Origin of the sequence: Actinosynnema sp. NPDC050436 (assembly GCF_040655415.1) — a bacterium.
Classification (GTDB): domain Bacteria; phylum Actinomycetota; class Actinomycetes; order Mycobacteriales; family Pseudonocardiaceae; genus Actinosynnema.
The window spans coordinates 297,972-314,894 of the sequence record NZ_JBFAJV010000004.1 but is presented as its reverse complement, the minus strand read 5'-3'; the positions used below and the strand labels follow the sequence as shown (position 1 = coordinate 314,894).

Sequence of the window (16,923 nt, the reverse complement as noted above, 5' to 3'; positions counted from 1 at the left end):
CCGCCCCGCCGGCGGACGAAGGCACCGCACCACCACCCCTGATCGGGGACTGCACGGGGAACCGAGGTCGACCGCTCAGGAACGCGGTCCGACCGCGGGCTTCTCGGCCTCGTCGTCCCACTCGGCGTCGCCGAGGATGAGCGCCACCTCGTCCGGGATGCGGAACTCCACCGCTTTCACCCCGCCCCGGTAGACGGGGGTGAGCGCGGGTTCGACGCCGAACCGGACCACGCCGGCGTCCTGGAGCTCGGCGGTGATCCGGGCGGCGGGCTTGGTGAAGCCGCGCAGCATCCGGTCGTCGTCGAACTTGCCGATCCGGTAGACCGACGCGCGGTCGACGCTGCCGCCATTCGCGGCGGCGGCCCGGATGACGTCCGCCTGGACCAGCCCCTCCAGGTCCATCAGGTCCAGCAGGGTGCGCACGCCCTGCCCCGTCCACAGGGGATCGGCGGGGACCTCGCGGCTCACCCGGTCCGCGTCGTCCACCGAACCGCTGCGCACCTCGAACGCCAGGGCGTCGGCGCGCTTGAGCAGGTCGACCGGGCGCAGCAGGAACAGCCGCCGCCCGCCCAGCGCGGTGAACTCGTCGGCCAGTTCGGTGCGCGGACCGAGGAACTCCGACCGGTGCCGCCACCACCAGTCCTCCTTCTCGTCCCCGGTCACGATCAGCAGGTCGGCTTCCCGCCGGGCTGCCTCCAGGATCGACTGCGACCACACCAGGTAGTCGCCCGCCGCCTCCTCCGGCAGGTCCGAGCCGGCCTTCTTCGCGTCCAGGTAGCCGGGCGGCTCGCCGTTCGCCACCCGGCGGTTGCCCTCGGCCGCCGCGAGCTGCCACTCCGCCTCGTCGGGCCGGGCCCCGACCTTGCCGGCCAGCAGGTGCTCCAACTCGTGCAGCACCGGGTCGTCGGCGGCCCGGCCCACCACGGCGGGCGTGTGCTCGGACACGGCGGCCTCCACGCCGGCGTACAGCTCCGCCAGCCGCTCGGCGAGCGCGTCCCGCTCCGGGCCGGGGATCGCGGTCGCCTTGGCCCACTGGTCCAGCGCGTCGTTCGCCGCCCGCCGCTGCTTGCCCAGCGCGTCGAGGAACTGCTTGCCCGCCGACGCCCGCCCGGCCAGCACGCTGAGCCGGTTGCGCCAGAACTCCTGCATCACCTGGTGCGGCACCCACAGCCGCTCGCCCAGCCGGGACAGCACGCCCAGCAGGTCGACGCGGGTGGACTCGTTGTAGCGGTAGAGGTTGAGCAGCACGTTGGCGTCCACGACGACCAGCGCGGCACCGAGCGCGGCGTCCAGCTCGCCGTCGGAGGGCAGCCGGTGGCCGGGGAACTCGTCGTAGATGCCCCTGGCCGCAACCCGCTCGTCCATCCCCACCCCGCACGCCCGCGCCGCCCTCCGGTCGGGCGGTGACCTCCGGTTGATCGCGGAGTGCCCGGGAGGTGTTTCGCGGACGGGTGGACGGCACCCGTTCGGCTCAGTCGCGGACCGGTTCGACGTAGAGCCAGCGGCCGTCCTCGCGGACGAAGCGGCTGTTCTCCCGCAGTTCCGCGCGCCGGCCCCGCCACCGGTAGAGGGCGCGGAACTCGACGGTGCCCGTCGTGTGCAGCAGGCCGCCGCCGGTGCGGTCCAGGACGTCCAGGCGCAGCCACTCCTGGTCGGGGTCCAGGTCGAGTGCGGCCGGCCGGGTGGTCGGGTGCCACGTGGCCAGCAGGTACGCCTCGTCCGCCACCGCGAAGGCCGCGTACCGGGAGCGCATCAGCGCCTCCGCCGTGGGCGCGGTCCTCGGTCCCGCGTGCAGCGCGCCGCAGCACGTCGCGTACGGCTCGCCCGACCCGCAGGGGCAGCTCACGGTCGCTCCACCTCGCACGCCGGGCGCTCCGAGCGGGCGAAGCGGAGCCAGGACAGCGCCGCCTCCGCCGAGGCGTCACCGCCCGCCGCCGCCGCCGACAGCTCGGCGTGCGCCTGGTAGCGGGCGTCGGCGGCGGTGCCCGGGTCGGTCAGCACGGCCACGGCCTCGTCAGGGGTCACGCGCACCAGGATAGGAAACCGCCGGCCGCACTACCCTCCCGAGGATGGACGACAACCACGTCGTGGTGATCACGACCACCGACAGCGAGGACGGCGCGGCGGCGCTGGCGCGGGCCGTCGTGGCGGCCCGCCTGGCGGCCTGCGTGCAGATCAGCGCGCCGGTCCGCAGCGTGTACCGCTGGGACGGCGAGGTCCGGGACGACCGGGAGTGGCAGCTCTGGGTCAAGACCGCCTACGACCGGCTCGACGAGCTGACCGACTTCATCCGGGCCAACCACACCTACGACACGCCCGAGGTGCTGGCCCTGCCCGTGCTCGGCGGCAGCCCCGACTACCTGGACTGGGTCACCGCCCAGACCCGGCAGGAGCGGACCCCGTAGCCACGCCCAGCGCCCGCGCCACCAGGGTCGCGGTGTGCACGGGCTCGACACCCGCGCCCTGCCGCACCTGGGTGCGGCAGCTGAAGCCGTCCGCCACCACGGCCGTCCCCGGCGACGCCGCCCGCACGGCGGGCAGCAGCACCTGCTCGGCGACCGCCGTCGACACCTCGTGGTGGCCCTCCTCGAACCCGAAGTTGCCGGCCAGGCCGCAGCACCCCGACAGCACCGACGCGTCGTAGCCGGCCTTGCCCCACAGCTCCCGGTCGGCGTCCAGCCCGATCTCGGCGTACTGGTGGCAGTGCGGCTGGACGAGCGCGGAAGCGGTGTGAGGCAACGGTTCCAGCAGGGGTGCGACGTGTTCGGCGAACGTCCTGGCGGACCGCGCGAGCCGCACCACGTCCGGGTCGTCGCCCGCCACCTCCAGGGCGTCGGACCGCAGGAACGCCGTGCAGCCCGGTTCCAGCCCGACCACCGGCACGCCGGCTGCGGTCCACGGCCGCAGCACGCGGGCCGTGCGCCGCACCACCCTCCGCGCCACGTCGAGCTGCCCGGTGGAGAACCACGTCAACCCGCAGCACACCGCCGACCTCGGCACCTCGACGCCCTGCCCGGTGACCGACAGGACCGCCGCCGCGTCGTGCCCGATCCCGGGGTCGAAGTGGTTGGTGAACGTGTCGGGGAACAGCAGCACCCGCTCGCCGGCGCCGCCGCCCGCGAACCCGCGCTGGAACGTCCGGCGGGTCGGGCGCGGCAGCGGCCGTTCGGCGGCCACCCCGGCGAACCGGGCGAACCGCGACGTCACCCCGTTCACCAGGCCCAGGCGCAGCCACAGCGGCAGCCACCCCATCGAGTAGTGCGCCGCCGGCCGCAGCCGCCCCCGGTAGTGCCGGTGCAGGAACTCCGCCTTGTAGGTGGCCATGTCCACGTCCACCGGGCAGTCCCGCTTGCAGCCCTTGCACCCCAGGCACAGGTCCAGTGCCTCGCGGACCTCCTCGGACCGCCACCCGCCGCGCACCACCGAGCCGTTGAGCATCTCGAACAGCAGCCGCGCGCGGCCCCGCGTGGAGTGCTGCTCCTCGCGGGTCACCCGGTAGCTCGGGCACATCACGCCGCCGGCGGTGTTCAGGCACTTGCCGACGCCCACGCACCGCCGGGTCGCCGCCGCCAGGTCGCCGCGGTCGGCGCGCAGCGCGAGCTTCGCCCGGGTCGGGATGGTCGGCGGCGCGACCACCACCCGCAGGTCGGCGTCGAGCGGCAGCGGGTCCACGATCCGGCCGGGGTTCATCCGGTTCTCCGGGTCGAACGCGGCCTTGAACCGCCCGAACGCGGCGATCGCGGCCGGCGGGTACATCCGGGACAGCAGCTCCGAGCGGGCCTGGCCGTCGCCGTGCTCGCCGGACAGCGAGCCGCCGTGCGCCACCACCAGGTCCGCCGCGTCCTCCAGGAACGACCGGTGCCCGGCGCGCAGGTCGAAGTCGATCCGCACGTGCACGCAGCCCTCGCCGAAGTGCCCGTAGGTCACGCCGCGCCGCCCGTGCCCGGCCAGCAGCGCGTCGAACTCGCGCAGGTAGGAGCCGAGCCGCTCCGGGGGCACCGCCGCGTCCTCCCAGCCCGACCACGCCTCGCCGCCGTCGGCCATCCGGGTCGCCAGCCCCGCGCCGTCCTCGCGCACCCGCCACAGCGCCCGCTGCCGCACCGGGTCGGTCACCACCACCGAGTGCGGCGCGAGCTTCGCCGCGACGTGCGCCACCGCCTCGTCGGAGGTCTCCACGAACAGCCAGCTCACGCCGCGCGGCAGCAGCAGCCGGGAGTCGCCCGCCGCCTCGGCCAGCGCCCGGTCGATGCCCTCGACGGCCAGCACGTCCAGGTGCCGCACGTGCTCGGCGAGGTCGGCCGCGTCGTACGGGCCGTCGAAACCGAGGACCGCCAGCACCCGCCGGGGCGGCAGCTCGACCAGGCCCAGCGTCGCGCCGAGGACCGTCACGCAGGTGCCCTCGGAGCCGACCAGCGCCCGGGTCAGGTCCGGGAGCGCGTCCAGCCGGTACCCCGACACCCGCCGGTCCAGCGCCGGGAACCACGCCGGGTCCACCTCGGGCAGCCGCAGCGGCGGGGGCGTGCGGGTGCCGAACCGGCGGCCGTCGGCCAGCAGCACGTCGAGGTCCAGCACGTTGTCGCTGGTCTTGCCCCACGCGACCGAGTGCGCGCCGCACGCGTCGTTGCCGATCATCCCGCCCACCGTGCACCGCGAGTGCGTCGACGGGTCGGGCCCGAAGACCAGGCCGTGCGGCCGGGCCGCGTCGTTGAGCCGGTCGAGCACCACGCCGGGCTGGACGACGGCGGTGCGCGCGTCCGGGTCGATCGACACGACCCGGTCGAGGTGGCGCGCGAAGTCGATCACCAGGCCGGTCCCGGCCGCGTTGCCCGCGATGCCGGTGCCCGCGCCCCGGTTGGTGATCGGCACCCCGAACAGCGCCGCGACCTGCACCGAGGCCACCGCCGCGGCCACCGTGCGGGGCCGCACCACCACCTGCGGGACGTGCCGGTAGTTGGAGGCGTCCACGGAGTACAGCGCGCGACTGGCCGGGTCGGCCAGCACGTCCCCGTCCACCTCGGCCCGGAGCTGTTCGACGAAACCGGTCACCCGGTGATTGTGATCCACCCCCGGCCAGTGGCGGCGGACCCCGGCCCAGGAGATAGCCTCGCCCCGCATCAACCAGCGGCGATGGGAGCAGGGCGTGTCGAGGTCCGTACTGGTCACGGGCGGGAACCGGGGGATCGGCCTGGCGATCGCGCGGGCGTTCGCCGCGCAGGGCGACAAGGTCGCGGTCACCCACCGGGGGTCCGGTGCGCCCGAGGGGCTGTTCGGCGTCAAGTGCGACGTCACCTCCCCCGCCGAGGTCGACGCCGCGTTCGCCGAGGTCGAGGCCGCGCACGGGCCGGTGGAGGTGCTGGTCGCCAACGCGGGCATCACCGACGACACGCTGCTGCTGCGGATGACCGACGAGCAGTTCACCCGCGTGCTGGACGCGAACCTGTCCGGCTCGTTCCGGGTGGCGCAGCGCGCGTCCAAGGGGATGCTGCGCAAGCGGTACGGCCGGATCGTGTTCATCTCGTCGGTGGTGGGGCTGATGGGCGGCCCCGGTCAGGTCAACTACGCGGCCAGCAAGGCGGGCCTGGTGGGCGTGGCCCGGTCGATCGCCCGCGAGCTGGGCTCGCGCAACATCACCGCGAACGTCGTCGCGCCGGGCTTCATCACCACCGACATGACCGACGCCCTGTCCGAGGAGCGCCGCAAGCAGATCCTCGCCCAGGTGCCCGCCGGCCGGTACGGCACGACCGACGAGATCGCCGCCGCCGTCACCTTCCTGGCCTCCGACGCCGCCGCCTACATCACCGGCGCGGTGCTGCCGGTCGACGGCGGACTGGGCATGGGCCACTGACCGAGCCGACCGGGCCGCCGACCACGGCTGCCGGGCGCGGCCGACCTGACCGGGCGGCCACCGGCCGCCCTACCGCAACTCACAACTCTCGGAGGGAACAGACGTGACGGGTCTGCTCGAAGGCAAGCGGCTGCTGATCACGGGGGTGATCACGGACGCGTCGATCGCCTTCCACGTGGCCAGGGTCGCCCAGGAGCAGGGTGCCCGGGTGGTGCTCACCGGGTTCGGCCGGATGAGCCTCGTGGAGCGGATCGCGAAGCGGCTGCCGCAGCCCGCCCCGGTGGTCGAGCTGGACGTGCAGAACCAGGAGCACCTGGACACGCTCGCCGACCGCGTGCGCGAGCACGTCGACGGCCTCGACGGCGTGGTGCACGCGATCGGCTACGCGCCGCCGTCGTGCCTCGGTGCGCCGTTCATGGACGCGCCGTGGGAGGACGTGGCGACCGCCATGCACATCTCCGCGTTCTCCTACAAGGCGCTGGTGCAGGCCACGCTCCCGCTGATGGGGCGCGGCGCGTCCGTTGTGGGGCTGGACTTCGACGCCCGCCAGGCGTGGCCCGCCTACAACTGGATGGGCGCGGCCAAGGCGGCGTTCGAGTCGGTCAACCGCTACCTGGCGCGCGACCTGGGCCCGCAGGGCATCCGGGTGAACCTGATCTCGGCCGGCCCGGTGCGCACCATGGCCGCCAAGTCCATCCCGGGCTTCTCCGAGCTGGAGGCCATGTGGGGCGAGAAGGCCCCGCTCGGCTGGGACGTCAACGACCCCACGCCGGTCGCGCAGTCCGTGTGCGGCCTGCTGTCCGACTTCTTCCCGGCCACCACCGGCTCCATGGTGTTCGTGGACGGCGGCGTGCACTTCCTGGGCCTCTGACGCAGCGCCCGACCGGGCCCGCACCACCCGACCGGGTCGGCGTGCCGCCGATCACGCCGACCCGGTTGTGCGGCTCCGCGCAGCCGGGGCGAGGATGTCCGGGTGAGTTACGACGCGCTGCTCTGGCTGTCCTTCGGAGGACCGGAAGGGCCGGAAGACGTCCGCCCCTTCCTGGAGAACGTGACCCGGGGCCGAGGTGTCCCACCCGAACGCCTGGACGAGGTCGAGCAGCACTACCAGCACTTCGGCGGCGTCTCGCCGATCAACGCCCTCAACCGCGCCGCGATCGCGGCCGTCGGGGAACTGGTCGACCTGCCGGTGTACTTCGGCAACCGCAACTGGCACCCGATGGTCGAGGACACCCTCGCCGAGATGAAGGCCGCCGGTGTGCGGCGCGCGCTGGTGTTCCCGACCAGCGCCTACGGCGGGTACTCGGCGTGCCGGCAGTACGACGAGGACATCCTGCGCGCCCGCGCGGCCGTGCCGGACGCCCCGGAGCTGGTGAAGTTGCGCCAGTTCTTCGACCACCCGCTGTTCGTCGAGTCGTTCGCGGACGCGGTGCGCGCCGCCTCGGCCGACTTCGCCGACCACCGCCTGGTCTTCACCGCGCACTCGGTGCCGCTGTCGGCCGACCAGGCGGCCGGCCCGCCCGCCGAGGGCGGCCACCGGTACTCCCGCCAGGTGGCCGAGGCGTCCCGGCTGGTCGCGCGGGCGGTCGGCGCGGACGACTACGACGTGGTGTGGCAGTCCCGGTCCGGGCCGCCGCAGGTGCCGTGGCTGGAGCCGGACATCGTCGACCACGTCGACGCGCTGCACGCCAAGGGCGTGGCCAACGTCGTGGTGTGCCCCATCGGGTTCGTCTCCGACCACCTGGAAGTGGTGTGGGACCTGGACACCGAGGCCCGCGACCGGGCGGCGGAGCACGGCATGGGCTTCGCCCGCGCGGCCACGCCCAACGACGACCCCCGGTTCGCCCGGCTGGTCGCGGAGCTGGTGGACGAGCACCTGACGGGCGCGTCGCCGCGCAAGCTGTCCGCGTTCCCGGCGTCCGGGTGCACGGTGAACGGCGCTCCGTGCGCCCCGCTGTGCTGCGAACCCGCCAAGAGGCCCGCGCGGTGACCGTCGACTTCACGTGGTCGCCGCGCGCGGCGGACTGGCGTGACGCGTTGCGCACGGCGGTGCCGGTGTTCCGCTGGGCCCCGTGGTTCGGGGTGGCGCTGGGCGTGCTCGGCGTGGTCGTGCTGTTCCTGGGCATGACGTGGGCGGGCGTGTTCGGCCTGGCGCTGGCTGTGATCATCGTCGCACTCGTGCCGGTGGGCACGGCGGTGAACTTCCACAACCACCCGCTGGCGGCGAAGACCGTGACCGGGTCGGCCGACGAGCACTCGCTGCGCATGTCGGTCGGCCAGGCCGCGCGCAGCGAGCTGGCCTGGGACGAGCTGCCCGGGTGGTCGGAGACCCCGAGGGGTTTCGTGCTGCGCACGGGGACGTCCGCGATGTACGCCGTGCCGCACCGCGCGTTCGCGGGCGCCGACGACGTCGACCGGTTCCGTTCCCTGCTGGTGGAACACGTCGGCCCGGGGGCCTGAGGCGTCGGGGGGCGCGCGTAACCTTGGCGAGCGTGTCCTGTGCGAGTGCGACGCTGGTCGTCTGGACGTCCGCCTGGCTGCATGGAGCGGCTGCGGCTGACGACGTCCTCGACGCTTTGGGGTTCTGGGCCGGGCTGCACGAGGTGGTGGCCGACGACGACGGCACGGCCACCGCGCTCGACCTCCCCGGCCCCGACGAGCGCCCGGTCGGCCCGGCGCTGCTGCTGGCCGCGCTGCGCCGGGCCGACGCGACCACCGCGCGGATGGTGCTGCCGATCCCGGGCGACGTCCGGGGCCTGGGCGGCAAGGGCCCGCTGAGCCGGTTCGCGCTCAGCGTCGGCAACGCGGCGGTGCTGCCGGAGGTGGGCATCGGGCTGGTGCCGAAGCTGGTGGCGGACGGCGTGCTGCGGTGGACGGTGTTCGACCTGCCGGCCGTGACGGCGGTGGAGCACGTGCCGATCGGCGAGGCGGAGCACGGCCTGGCGTCGGCGATGCGCGAGGCGGCGACGGCGCTGGTCACGCTGGACGTGGCGCGGCACCGGCCGAACGTGCGCGCGGAGATCGCGGAGCTGTCCTCGGAGCACTCGAAGCTGGCGTGGCCGGCGGGGATGCCCCCGCGCGCGCTGCGGGTGCTGCAACGGGCGGCGGAGGTGGCGGCGATCCTGGCGGTGGCGGCGACGGACGCGCCCGGAGGGGCGATGTCGGCGTCGGCCCAGGCCGGCCGGGACGACGCCCTGCGCCCGCTGTCGGAGGCGGTCCGCCGGGCCCGCCTGGCGGCCGTGGACGAGGCCGTGCGCGTGCTGTCGGACCAGGCCGCCGGCCGCCACTGACCCGCGCCGGCGGGGTTGGCGGACGGTCCGGCCGTGCGGCGGTCGCCGCCCGGCCCGGCCGCCGCGCCCGGGTCGGCCCGCCCCGTCGAGCGGGTGCCTGGAGTCGCTCCACGTCGACTGCCCGCCGAGGGTTGCGTAGCGTCGTGGGGGTGACCCCTGGACTTCCCAAGACCCTGGGCGAGCTGCGCGCCGCCGGGTACGAGCCGCGTGGTGTCAAGGCCGAGCTGCGGGACAACCTCGTCGCGGCGCTGCGGGCGAAGCGCGACCCGTGGCCGGGCATCGTCGGGTTCGACCGGACCGTGCTGCCGCAGGTGGAGCGGGCGATCCTGGCCGGGCACGACCTGGTGCTGCTCGGCGAGCGCGGCCAGGGCAAGACCCGGCTGCTGCGCTCGCTGGTGGGCCTGCTGGACGAGTGGACGCCGGTCATCGAGGGCGCGGAGCTGGGTGAGGACCCGCTGCTGCCCATCACGCCCGAGTCGAAGCGGCGGGCCGCCGAGCTGGGCGACGACCTGCCGGTGGCGTGGCGGCACCGCGACGAGCGGTTCGCCGAGAAGCTGGCCACGCCGGACACCAGCGTCGGCGACCTGATCGGCGACGTCGACCCGGTGAAGGTCGCGCAGGGCCGTGGCCTGGGCGACCCGGAGACCATCCACTACGGCCTGGTGCCGCGCGCGCACCGGGGCGTCATCGCGGTCAACGAGCTGCCCGACCTGGCCGAGCGCATCCAGGTGTCGCTGCTCAACGTGATGGAGGAGCGCGACATCCAGATCCGGGGCTACGCGCTGCGGCTGCCGCTGGACGTGCTGGTGGTGGCGACCGCGAACCCCGAGGACTACACGAACCGGGGCCGGATCATCACCCCGCTCAAGGACCGGTTCGGCGCGGAGATCCGCACGCACTACCCGCTGGAGGTCGCCGCCGAGGTGGCGCTCGTGCGGCAGGAGGCGGAGCTGGTCGCCGAGGTGGGCGACCACCTGCTGGAGGCGGTGGCGCGGTTCGTGCGGCACCTGCGCGAGTCGTCGGCGATCGACCAGCGGTCGGGCGTCTCGGCGCGGTTCGCGGTGGCGGCGGCGGAGACGGTGGCCGCGTCGGCGCTGCGGCGCGGCGCGCTGGTCGGCGAGCACCCGGCGGTCGCCCGCCCGGTCGACCTGTACGCGGTGCCGGCCGTGCTGCGCGGCAAGCTGGAGTTCGAGGCGGGGGAGGAGGGGCGCGAGCAGGAGGTGCTCACGCACCTGCTGCGGCGTTCGGTGGCGGACACCGCGCGGGCGGCGTTCGCCGGGCTGGACCTGCGGCCGTTGGCCGAGCTGGTGTCCGACGGCCACCCGGTGGCCACGGGCGAGCAGGTGCCCGCTGCCGACGTGCTGGCCGCGCTGCCCGAGCTGCCGGTGCTGCACGACGTGGCGCAGCGGCTGGGCGCGAACCCGGCCGACCCGCCGGGTCGCATCGCGTCCGCCGTGGAACTGGCCCTGGAGTCGCTCTACCTGACCCGTCAGCTCTCGAAGGACAGCGACGACGACCGGACGGTCTACGGATGACCGGGTACCGCTACGACCGGTACGTCGACGGGCCCGACCCGCTCGCGCCGCCCACCGACCTGCGGGCGGCGATGGACGAGCTCGGGCGCGAGGTGATGGAGGGCGCGTCGCCGGAGTCGGCGCTGCGCGAGCTGCTGCGGCGCGGCGTCCCGGGCTCGCGCGGCCTGGACGACCTGACGGCGCGGCTGTGGCAGCGGCGGTCGGCGATCCAGCGCCGGCACCGCCTCGACGGCACGCTCCAGGAGGTGCGCCGGCTGCTGGAGGAGGCGTTGGACGCCGAGCGCCGGGCGCTGTTCCCCGACCCGGACGACGACGCGCGGTTCCGCGAGGCGCGGCTCGACGCGCTGCCGCAGGGCACGGCGGCGGCCGTCCAGGAGCTGGCCGAGTACGACTGGCGCTCGCCGCAGGCCCGCGACTCCTACGAGCGCATCCGGGACCTGCTCGGCCGGGAGGCGCTGGACCAGCGGTTCCAGGGCATGAAGCAGGCCATGCGCAACGTCGGCCCGCAGGACGTCCGGCGCATCCAGGAGATGCTGACCGACCTCAACGAGCTGCTGGCCGCGCACGCCCGGGGCGTGGACACGCCGGAGCAGTTCCGGGAGTTCATGCGCCGGCACGGCGAGTTCTTCCCGGAGGACCCGCAGACCGTGCAGGAGCTTGTGGACGCGCTCGCGGCCCGGTCGGCGGCGGCCCAGCGGATGATGAACTCGATGACCGAGCAGCAGCGCGAGGAGCTGAACGCGCTGTCGCAGCAGGCTTTCGGCAACTCCGGCATCGGCTCGCAACTGTCCACCTTGGACTCCTTGTTGCAGGGGCTGCGGCCCGGCGAGGACTGGAGCGGGTCGGCGCGCTTCCGGGGCGACCGGCCGCTGGGGCTGGGCGAGGGCGCGCAGGCGATGGCGGACCTGGCCGAACTGGACGCGCTGGCCGAGCAGTTGGCCCAGTCCTACCCCGGCGCGCGCTTGGAGGACATCGACCTGGAGGCGCTGGTCCGCCAGCTTGGTGACGACGCGGGCGTCGACGCGCGGCGGCTGGCCGAGCTGGAACGCGAGCTGCGGCGGCAGAACCTGCTCGAACGCGGACCGGACGGCTCGCTGCGGCTGACCCCGAAGGCGTTGCGGCGCCTGGGGGAGACCGCGCTGCGGGGTGTGATCGACAGCGTCCGGGCGCGCGGCGGGCGCGACAACGCGCGCGCCGGCGCGGCGGGCGAGCCGCTGGGCAGCACGCGGCCGTGGCAGTTCGGCGACACCGAGCCGTGGAACGTGCCGCGCACGCTCACCAACGCCGTGCTCCGCGCCGGCGTCGGGGAGATCGCGCTCGACGTGGCCGACGTCGAGATCAGCGAGACCGAGCAGCGGTCGCGGGCGGCGGTGGCGCTGTGCGTGGACACGTCGTGGTCGATGGTGCAGGACGGCCGCTGGGTGCCGATGAAGCGCACGGCGCTGGCGCTGCACCACCTGGTGAGCACCCGGTTCCGCACGGACGCGCTGCGGCTGATCACGTTCGGGCGGCACGCGGAGGCGGTCGACATCGGGCAGTTGACGGCGTTGGAGGGCGTGTGGGAGCAGGGCACGAACCTGCACCACGCGCTGCTGCTGGCCGGCCGGCACGTGCGCGAGCACCCGGACGCCCAGCCGGTGGTGCTGGTGGTGACCGACGGCGAGCCGACCGCGCACCTGGAGCACGACGGCGAGGCCGAGTTCCACTACCCGCCGCTGCCGCGCACCGTCGCCAAGACGCTGGTGGAGGTGGACGCCCTGGCCCGGCTGGGCGCGTCGATCACGGTGTTCCGGCTGGGCGACGACCCGAGGCTGGCCGCGTTCGTGGACCAGGTGGCGCGGCGCAGCGGGGGCCGCGTGGTCGCCCCGGACGAGGACGGCCTCGGAGCGGCCGTGGTGGGCGACTACCTGAGGTCCCGCCGCAGGCGCTGACCCCGCCGGTCGTCGGACACCCACACCAGGTGCGCGGCGCAGTCGCCGGTCGCGGTGAACAGCCGCACGGCGTTCTCCGGGCTCTGGGCGGTGAGCCGGAAGCCGCCGTCCACGCTGAGCACCTCCGCGTGGTCGCCGAGGTCCAGCCCCCACGCCGTGATCGACGCGTCCTCGCGCACCCCGCGCTCCTCGACGATGGCGAACAGGCCGGGCGCGTCGGCGGCGACCAGTTCCCGCAGGGCCTCGGCCGGCCCCTGGTCGTCGCACAGCGGCCGGGGTTCCCGACGTGCGTTCACCGGCATGTCCTCTCGGCGGGGATGAGTAGTGCCACACTATTACTGTCATGTGACACTAGGAACTGCACGATCGGGTGTACGGGCCGGGCCGGTGGCGGCCCGATACTCCCTGCGCCGCCCCGTACCGCGATCGGAAGGACCACCCGTGGCCGCTCAGCCGCCGCCCCTGGCGCGACGCATCGAACTCGGCGCGCTGCTGCGCGGCTACCGCGAGCGGGCCGGCGTGGACGCCGCCGCCGTGGCGAAGGCGCTGGGCTGGTCCTACGTCCAGAAGGTCGGCCTGGTCGAGAGCGGCAAGCGCAAGCTGGCGGCGGTGGAGGTGACCGCGCTCGCCGACCTGCTCGGCCTCGACGCCGACGAGCGCGCCAAGGTCGTGGAACTGGGCCGGGTCGCCCGCAAGCGGGACCCCGGGCCGGCGTTCGTCGCCGACTGGGCCCAGGCGTACATCGCGCTGGAGACGGTGGCCGACCGGCTCGACCTGTTCGCCGAGGAGTTGCTGCCCGGCCTGGTGCAGACCGAGGACTACGCGCGTGCCCTGCTCGTGCAGGGCGCGGTGCTCTCGCCCGACGAGGTCGAGGCGGCCGTGCGGCAGCGCGCCGAGCGGCAGCGGCGGCTGCTCGAACCGGGCGGGCCGCACCTCGCGCTGGTGCTCAGCGAGTCGGGGCTGCGCCGCCAGGTCGGCGGTCGCGCGGTGCTGCGCGCCCAGCTCGACCACCTGCGTGACCTGGCTTCGATGCCCAACGCCGTGGTGCAGGTCCTGCCGTTCGAAGCCGGTGCGCACTTGGCGCAGGGCACCAGGTTCACCCTGCTCCACATCGGCGACCCAGTGGTGACGTTCGCCTACGTGGAAGCGCTCAGCGATGCCGAAATCCATGATCGTCCACCGCACACGGACGTCTATAGACTGGCGTTCGACCGAGCACGCCGTGCGGCGCTGTCGCCGGCGGATTCCCTTGAGCGGCTTGGTCGTCTGATCCTGGAGTTGGAGTGAGGGAGCGCAATGGGGGAGTCCGGGTGGCGTAAGAGCAGCCGCAGCCAGAACGGCGCGGACAACTGCGTGGAGGTCTCGAAACTCCCGGGTGCGGCGGCTGTGCGCGACTCGAAGAACCCCGGTGGCCCGGTGCTGGTGTTCGGTTCGGCGGCGTTCGCGGGCTTCCTGGAGGTCCGGAAGCACGACCGGTGATGCAACCGGCCGGGGCACCCGTCCCGTCCTGACGACGACGGACGGGGCGAGGCGAGGAGGTCGGGACCGGTGAACCGGGTGGTGCTCGCGGTGCTGGTGGCAGGTGCGTTCGCGGTGGGCGGTTGCGATGCGGAGCAGGGGGCCGTGGAGCCTGCTCCGGCCACGTCGTCTTCGGTGCTGCCGACCAACGACCCGGTGGCCGAGGAGGCCGCATCCGTGCTCGGGCCGTTGCTCAAGGCCGGTTTCCCGCAGACCTACGCCGGGCTGCGGCTCGACGGCGACCGGGTGATCGTCTACCGGCTGCCGGACCCGGCCCTGGACCAGGTGGCCCGTGAATCGGCGCACGGCGCGCGGGTGGAGCTGGTCGAGGCGAAGTTCCCGCTCAGCCGCCTCGTGGAGGTCGCCGGCCGGATCGAGGCCGACAACGAGTACCTGAAGTCACGGGGCGTGCGGATCTCCACCTGGGGTCCGGCGACGGACGGTTCGGGGGTGGACGTGGCGACGGTCGACGGCAGCGACGCGGACCGGGCGGTGCTGGCCGAGCGGTACGGCGCGGACGTGATCAAGCTGTCGAAGGAGGTCCCCCAGACACCCGGCCAGGTGCCGACCCAGACCCCCGCGCCGGCTCCCGCGACGTCGTGACGCCGGGAGCCGCCCGGCGTTCCACCCCGTCCAGGATCGAGCGGAGACCCAGTTCGAACAGCGCGTCCAGGTCGAGGTCGTAGCCGGTCCGCGCGAACGAGGCCATGATCCGGGCGAAGGTCGGGTGGGCCGGGGCCAGCCGGTCCAGGGTGCGCGCCTGGCCGTCCATCCACTGCTCGGTCGACAGGCCGGTCGCGCCCTCGGCGCCGGCTTCCCGTTCCAGGTGCACGGCCAGGCCCAGGACGTGGCTGTACAGCAGCACGTTGAGGTCGAACGTGGTCGTCGGGTCCAAGCCGAGCTGGTCGAGGCCGCCGAGCACCCACTCCGAGTGCGCCAGCAGGTTCGGCACGACCAGCGGCCGGGTCAGCGGGCCGAGCTGCGCCAGCCACGGGTGCTCCCGGTGCAGCTCCCACAGCGCCCGCACACCCACCTCGACCCGCGCCCGCCAGCCCGCCGGGGGCCGTGCGGGCAGCGGTTTCGCGCCGAACACCGCATCGGCCATCATCAGCACCAGGTCGCCCTTGCTCGCCACGTGGCGGTAGGGCGACATGGCGGCGACGCCGAGCCGGGCCGCGACACCGCGCATCGACAGCGCCGCCAGACCTTCCGCGTCCGCGATGTCGATCGCCGCGCGCACCACCCGGTCCCGGGTCAGCTCCCGCTCGGGTGCCGCCGCCCCGCGCGGGCGCGGCCGGGTGGACGCCACCACCGTGCCGACCCTCGGCCGGGCTTCGACCCACCCCTCCTGGCCCAGCGCGGTCAGGGCCTTGGTCGCGGTGGCCAGCGCGACCTCCCACTCCTTGGCGACCTGCCGGGCGGACGGCACCCGGTCGCCGGGCGACAGCTCGCCGGCGGTGATGCGGCGCTTGATCTCGGCGGCGATGCGCTGGTAGGGCGGGATCATGTCGTGCCTCCTCCTGTACTAGTGCAGAACCTAGCAGCAAAGAGGCGCTGAGCATGGGTTTCCTGCTCTAGTACAGCGTTGCCGGGTGCTATGCGTACTACGTAAATTCAGCCGCGTACCGCACCGACCAGGAGGACTCCCGTGAAGAAGACCGTGCTCATCTCCGGCGCAGGCGTCGCAGGTCTGACCGCCGCCCACTGGCTGCACCGCCACGGCTACGCGCCCACCGTCGTCGAACGCGCGCCCGCCCTGCGCCCCGGCGGCCAGGCGGTCGACGTCCGGGGCGTCGCCCTCGACGTGCTCGACCGGATGGACCTGCTGGCCGGTGCCCGGCGGCTGCGCACCACCACGCGCGGCATGTCGATGCTCGACGCCGAGGGCACCGAGCAGTGGCGCTCGACCGAGCTGACGCTCAGCGCCGGCCGCCTCGACAGCGACGACGTCGAGGTGCTGCGCGACGACCTCACCGCTCTGCTGCACAGCAGTGCCCAGGACGGCGTCGAGTACCTGTTCGGCGACGCCGTCACCGCCCTCGACCAGGACGACGACGGCGTGCGCGTCACCTTCCGCGACGCCGCCCCGCGCACGTTCGACCTGGTGGTCGGCGCGGACGGGCTGCACTCGGCGGTGCGCCGGCTGGCGTTCGGGCCGGAGGAGCGGTTCGTGCACCACCTGGGCTCCTACGTCGGCGTGTTCAGCACCGACAACTTCTTGGGCCTGGACGACTGGCAGGTGTGGGTGCACGACGACTCCCGCACCGCGAGCTACTGCCTCTACCCGGCCCGCGCCAACACCGAGCTGCGCGCCACCCTCGGCTTCGCCGCCGACCCGCTCGACCACGACCGCCACGACGTCGGCCGGCAGAAGGCCCTGCTCGCCGAGCGGCTGGGCGGCCTGGGCTGGGAGACCCCGAAGGTGCTCGACGCCCTGCGGGCCGCGCCCGACTTCTACTTCGACGCGATGGCCCAGGTCCGCATGGACGCCTGGTGGCATGGGCGGGTCGTGCTGGTCGGCGACGCCGCGCACTGCCCGTCCCCGCTGTCCGGCCAGGGCAGCAGCCTGGCGCTGGTGGGCGCGTACGTGCTGGCCGACGAACTCGCCCGGTCCGACGACCACCGCGCCGCGCTCGCCCGCTACGACGCCCGGATGCGGCCGTTCGTGGCGGTGAACCAGGCGCTGGCCACGGAGAACCCGGGCCAGGGAGCGTCGGAGGAGTCCATGGAGCGGGCCAAGCACGCCATCAGCCTGGACCTGTCCTGAAGCGCGCCGACCACCTGATCGACCGACTGCGCGGTGC

At 74.5% G+C, this 16,923-nt stretch carries 18 protein-coding genes; 12 read left to right on the top strand and 6 right to left on the bottom strand.

The genetic code is table 11. The features are described 5' to 3' along the window. Positions 1-75: 75 nt before the first annotated feature. The 3 genes from AB0I60_RS13850 to AB0I60_RS13840 form a co-directional block, all read right to left on the bottom strand. Positions 76-1,365, bottom strand: a complete 1,290-nt coding sequence (locus tag AB0I60_RS13850) for a PIN-like domain-containing protein (protein ID WP_360729224.1) — start codon at positions 1,363-1,365, stop codon at positions 76-78. Between the two features lie 106 nt (positions 1,366-1,471). Continuing rightward, a complete protein-coding gene (locus AB0I60_RS13845; protein WP_360729221.1) occupies positions 1,472-1,846 on the bottom strand; it encodes a YchJ family protein in 375 nt (124 codons plus the stop codon). After that, a complete protein-coding gene (locus AB0I60_RS13840) occupies positions 1,843-2,025 on the bottom strand; it encodes a hypothetical protein (protein WP_360729218.1) in 183 nt (60 codons plus the stop codon). Before AB0I60_RS13840 ends, AB0I60_RS13845 begins: the two co-directional genes overlap by 4 nt. A 44-nt stretch (positions 2,026-2,069) precedes the next feature. Here AB0I60_RS13840 and cutA point away from each other — a divergent pair, with 44 nt between their 5' ends. Next, positions 2,070-2,405: a divalent-cation tolerance protein CutA gene (gene cutA / locus AB0I60_RS13835; protein WP_360729215.1), complete on the top strand. Its 336-nt coding sequence runs from the start codon at positions 2,070-2,072 to the stop codon at positions 2,403-2,405. On the opposite strand, the gene AB0I60_RS13830 is transcribed toward cutA, so the two are convergent. Continuing rightward, the gene (locus AB0I60_RS13830; protein ID WP_360729213.1) at positions 2,371-5,115 is read right to left on the bottom strand and encodes an FAD-binding and (Fe-S)-binding domain-containing protein; all 2,745 of its coding nucleotides are present in this window, start codon (positions 5,113-5,115) and stop codon (positions 2,371-2,373) included. The two genes, cutA and AB0I60_RS13830, sit on opposite strands and share 35 nt — an antisense overlap. 25 nt (positions 5,116-5,140) lie before the next feature. Here AB0I60_RS13830 and fabG point away from each other — a divergent pair, with 25 nt between their 5' ends. The 7 genes from fabG to AB0I60_RS13795 all read left to right on the top strand — a co-directional run bounded on the left by fabG (position 5,141) and on the right by AB0I60_RS13795 (position 12,601). After that, the gene (gene fabG, locus AB0I60_RS13825) at positions 5,141-5,845 is read left to right on the top strand and encodes a 3-oxoacyl-[acyl-carrier-protein] reductase (RefSeq protein WP_360729210.1); all 705 of its coding nucleotides are present in this window, start codon (positions 5,141-5,143) and stop codon (positions 5,843-5,845) included. A 103-nt stretch (positions 5,846-5,948) separates the two neighbouring features. Continuing rightward, positions 5,949-6,716, top strand: coding sequence for an enoyl-ACP reductase FabI (fabI, locus tag AB0I60_RS13820; RefSeq protein WP_360729207.1), 768 nt, complete (start codon positions 5,949-5,951; stop codon positions 6,714-6,716). A gap of 102 nt (positions 6,717-6,818) precedes the next feature. Next, entirely contained in the window at positions 6,819-7,835 is a 1,017-nt protein-coding gene (locus AB0I60_RS13815) for a ferrochelatase (protein WP_360729204.1), read from the top strand. Beyond that, positions 7,832-8,305, top strand: a complete 474-nt coding sequence (locus tag AB0I60_RS13810) for a YcxB family protein (protein ID WP_360729201.1) — start codon at positions 7,832-7,834, stop codon at positions 8,303-8,305. Before AB0I60_RS13815 ends, AB0I60_RS13810 begins: the two co-directional genes overlap by 4 nt. Before the next feature lie 32 nt (positions 8,306-8,337). Beyond that, a complete protein-coding gene (locus AB0I60_RS13805) occupies positions 8,338-9,135 on the top strand; it encodes a hypothetical protein (protein ID WP_360729198.1) in 798 nt (265 codons plus the stop codon). Between the two features lie 149 nt (positions 9,136-9,284). Next, positions 9,285-10,670 (top strand): ATP-binding protein, encoded by a 1,386-nt coding sequence (locus AB0I60_RS13800; RefSeq protein WP_360729197.1) that lies wholly within the window; start codon positions 9,285-9,287, stop codon positions 10,668-10,670. After that, on the top strand, positions 10,667-12,601 hold the full coding sequence (locus AB0I60_RS13795; RefSeq protein ID WP_360729195.1) for a VWA domain-containing protein: 1,935 nt from the start codon (positions 10,667-10,669) through the stop codon (positions 12,599-12,601). Before AB0I60_RS13800 ends, AB0I60_RS13795 begins: the two co-directional genes overlap by 4 nt. Here AB0I60_RS13795 and AB0I60_RS13790 read toward each other — a convergent pair. Beyond that, entirely contained in the window at positions 12,574-12,897 is a 324-nt protein-coding gene (locus AB0I60_RS13790; protein WP_360729194.1) for a hypothetical protein, read from the bottom strand. The two genes, AB0I60_RS13795 and AB0I60_RS13790, sit on opposite strands and share 28 nt — an antisense overlap. Positions 12,898-13,042: 145 nt before the next feature. Here AB0I60_RS13790 and AB0I60_RS13785 point away from each other — a divergent pair, with 145 nt between their 5' ends. The 3 genes from AB0I60_RS13785 to AB0I60_RS13775 all read left to right on the top strand — a co-directional run bounded on the left by AB0I60_RS13785 (position 13,043) and on the right by AB0I60_RS13775 (position 14,722). Continuing rightward, on the top strand, positions 13,043-13,888 hold the full coding sequence (locus tag AB0I60_RS13785; protein WP_360729191.1) for a helix-turn-helix transcriptional regulator: 846 nt from the start codon (positions 13,043-13,045) through the stop codon (positions 13,886-13,888). A gap of 9 nt (positions 13,889-13,897) precedes the next feature. Then, positions 13,898-14,080: a DUF397 domain-containing protein gene (locus AB0I60_RS13780; protein WP_360729189.1), complete on the top strand. Its 183-nt coding sequence runs from the start codon at positions 13,898-13,900 to the stop codon at positions 14,078-14,080. A 69-nt stretch (positions 14,081-14,149) separates the two neighbouring features. Then, complete coding sequence (locus AB0I60_RS13775) at positions 14,150-14,722, top strand: hypothetical protein (RefSeq protein WP_360729186.1); 573 nt, start codon at positions 14,150-14,152, stop codon at positions 14,720-14,722. Here AB0I60_RS13775 and AB0I60_RS13770 read toward each other — a convergent pair. Then, the gene (locus AB0I60_RS13770) at positions 14,643-15,626 is read right to left on the bottom strand and encodes a GntR family transcriptional regulator (protein WP_360729183.1); all 984 of its coding nucleotides are present in this window, start codon (positions 15,624-15,626) and stop codon (positions 14,643-14,645) included. The two genes, AB0I60_RS13775 and AB0I60_RS13770, sit on opposite strands and share 80 nt — an antisense overlap. A 141-nt stretch (positions 15,627-15,767) precedes the next feature. Here AB0I60_RS13770 and AB0I60_RS13765 point away from each other — a divergent pair, with 141 nt between their 5' ends. Beyond that, complete coding sequence (locus AB0I60_RS13765; protein WP_360729181.1) at positions 15,768-16,886, top strand: FAD-dependent monooxygenase; 1,119 nt, start codon at positions 15,768-15,770, stop codon at positions 16,884-16,886. The last annotated feature ends 37 nt before the right edge of the window (positions 16,887-16,923 follow it).

Coding starts and splice junctions, on each gene's coding strand:
- AB0I60_RS13830 (WP_360729213.1), bottom strand. CDS start 5,115: ATGCGGGGCGAGGCTATCTCCTGGGCCGGGGTCCGCCGCCACTGGCCG.
- cutA (WP_360729215.1), top strand. CDS start 2,070: ATGGACGACAACCACGTCGTGGTGATCACGACCACCGACAGCGAGGAC.
- AB0I60_RS13795 (WP_360729195.1), top strand. CDS start 10,667: ATGACCGGGTACCGCTACGACCGGTACGTCGACGGGCCCGACCCGCTC.
- AB0I60_RS13770 (WP_360729183.1), bottom strand. CDS start 15,626: ATGATCCCGCCCTACCAGCGCATCGCCGCCGAGATCAAGCGCCGCATC.
- AB0I60_RS13850 (WP_360729224.1), bottom strand. CDS start 1,365: ATGGACGAGCGGGTTGCGGCCAGGGGCATCTACGACGAGTTCCCCGGC.
- AB0I60_RS13780 (WP_360729189.1), top strand. CDS start 13,898: ATGGGGGAGTCCGGGTGGCGTAAGAGCAGCCGCAGCCAGAACGGCGCG.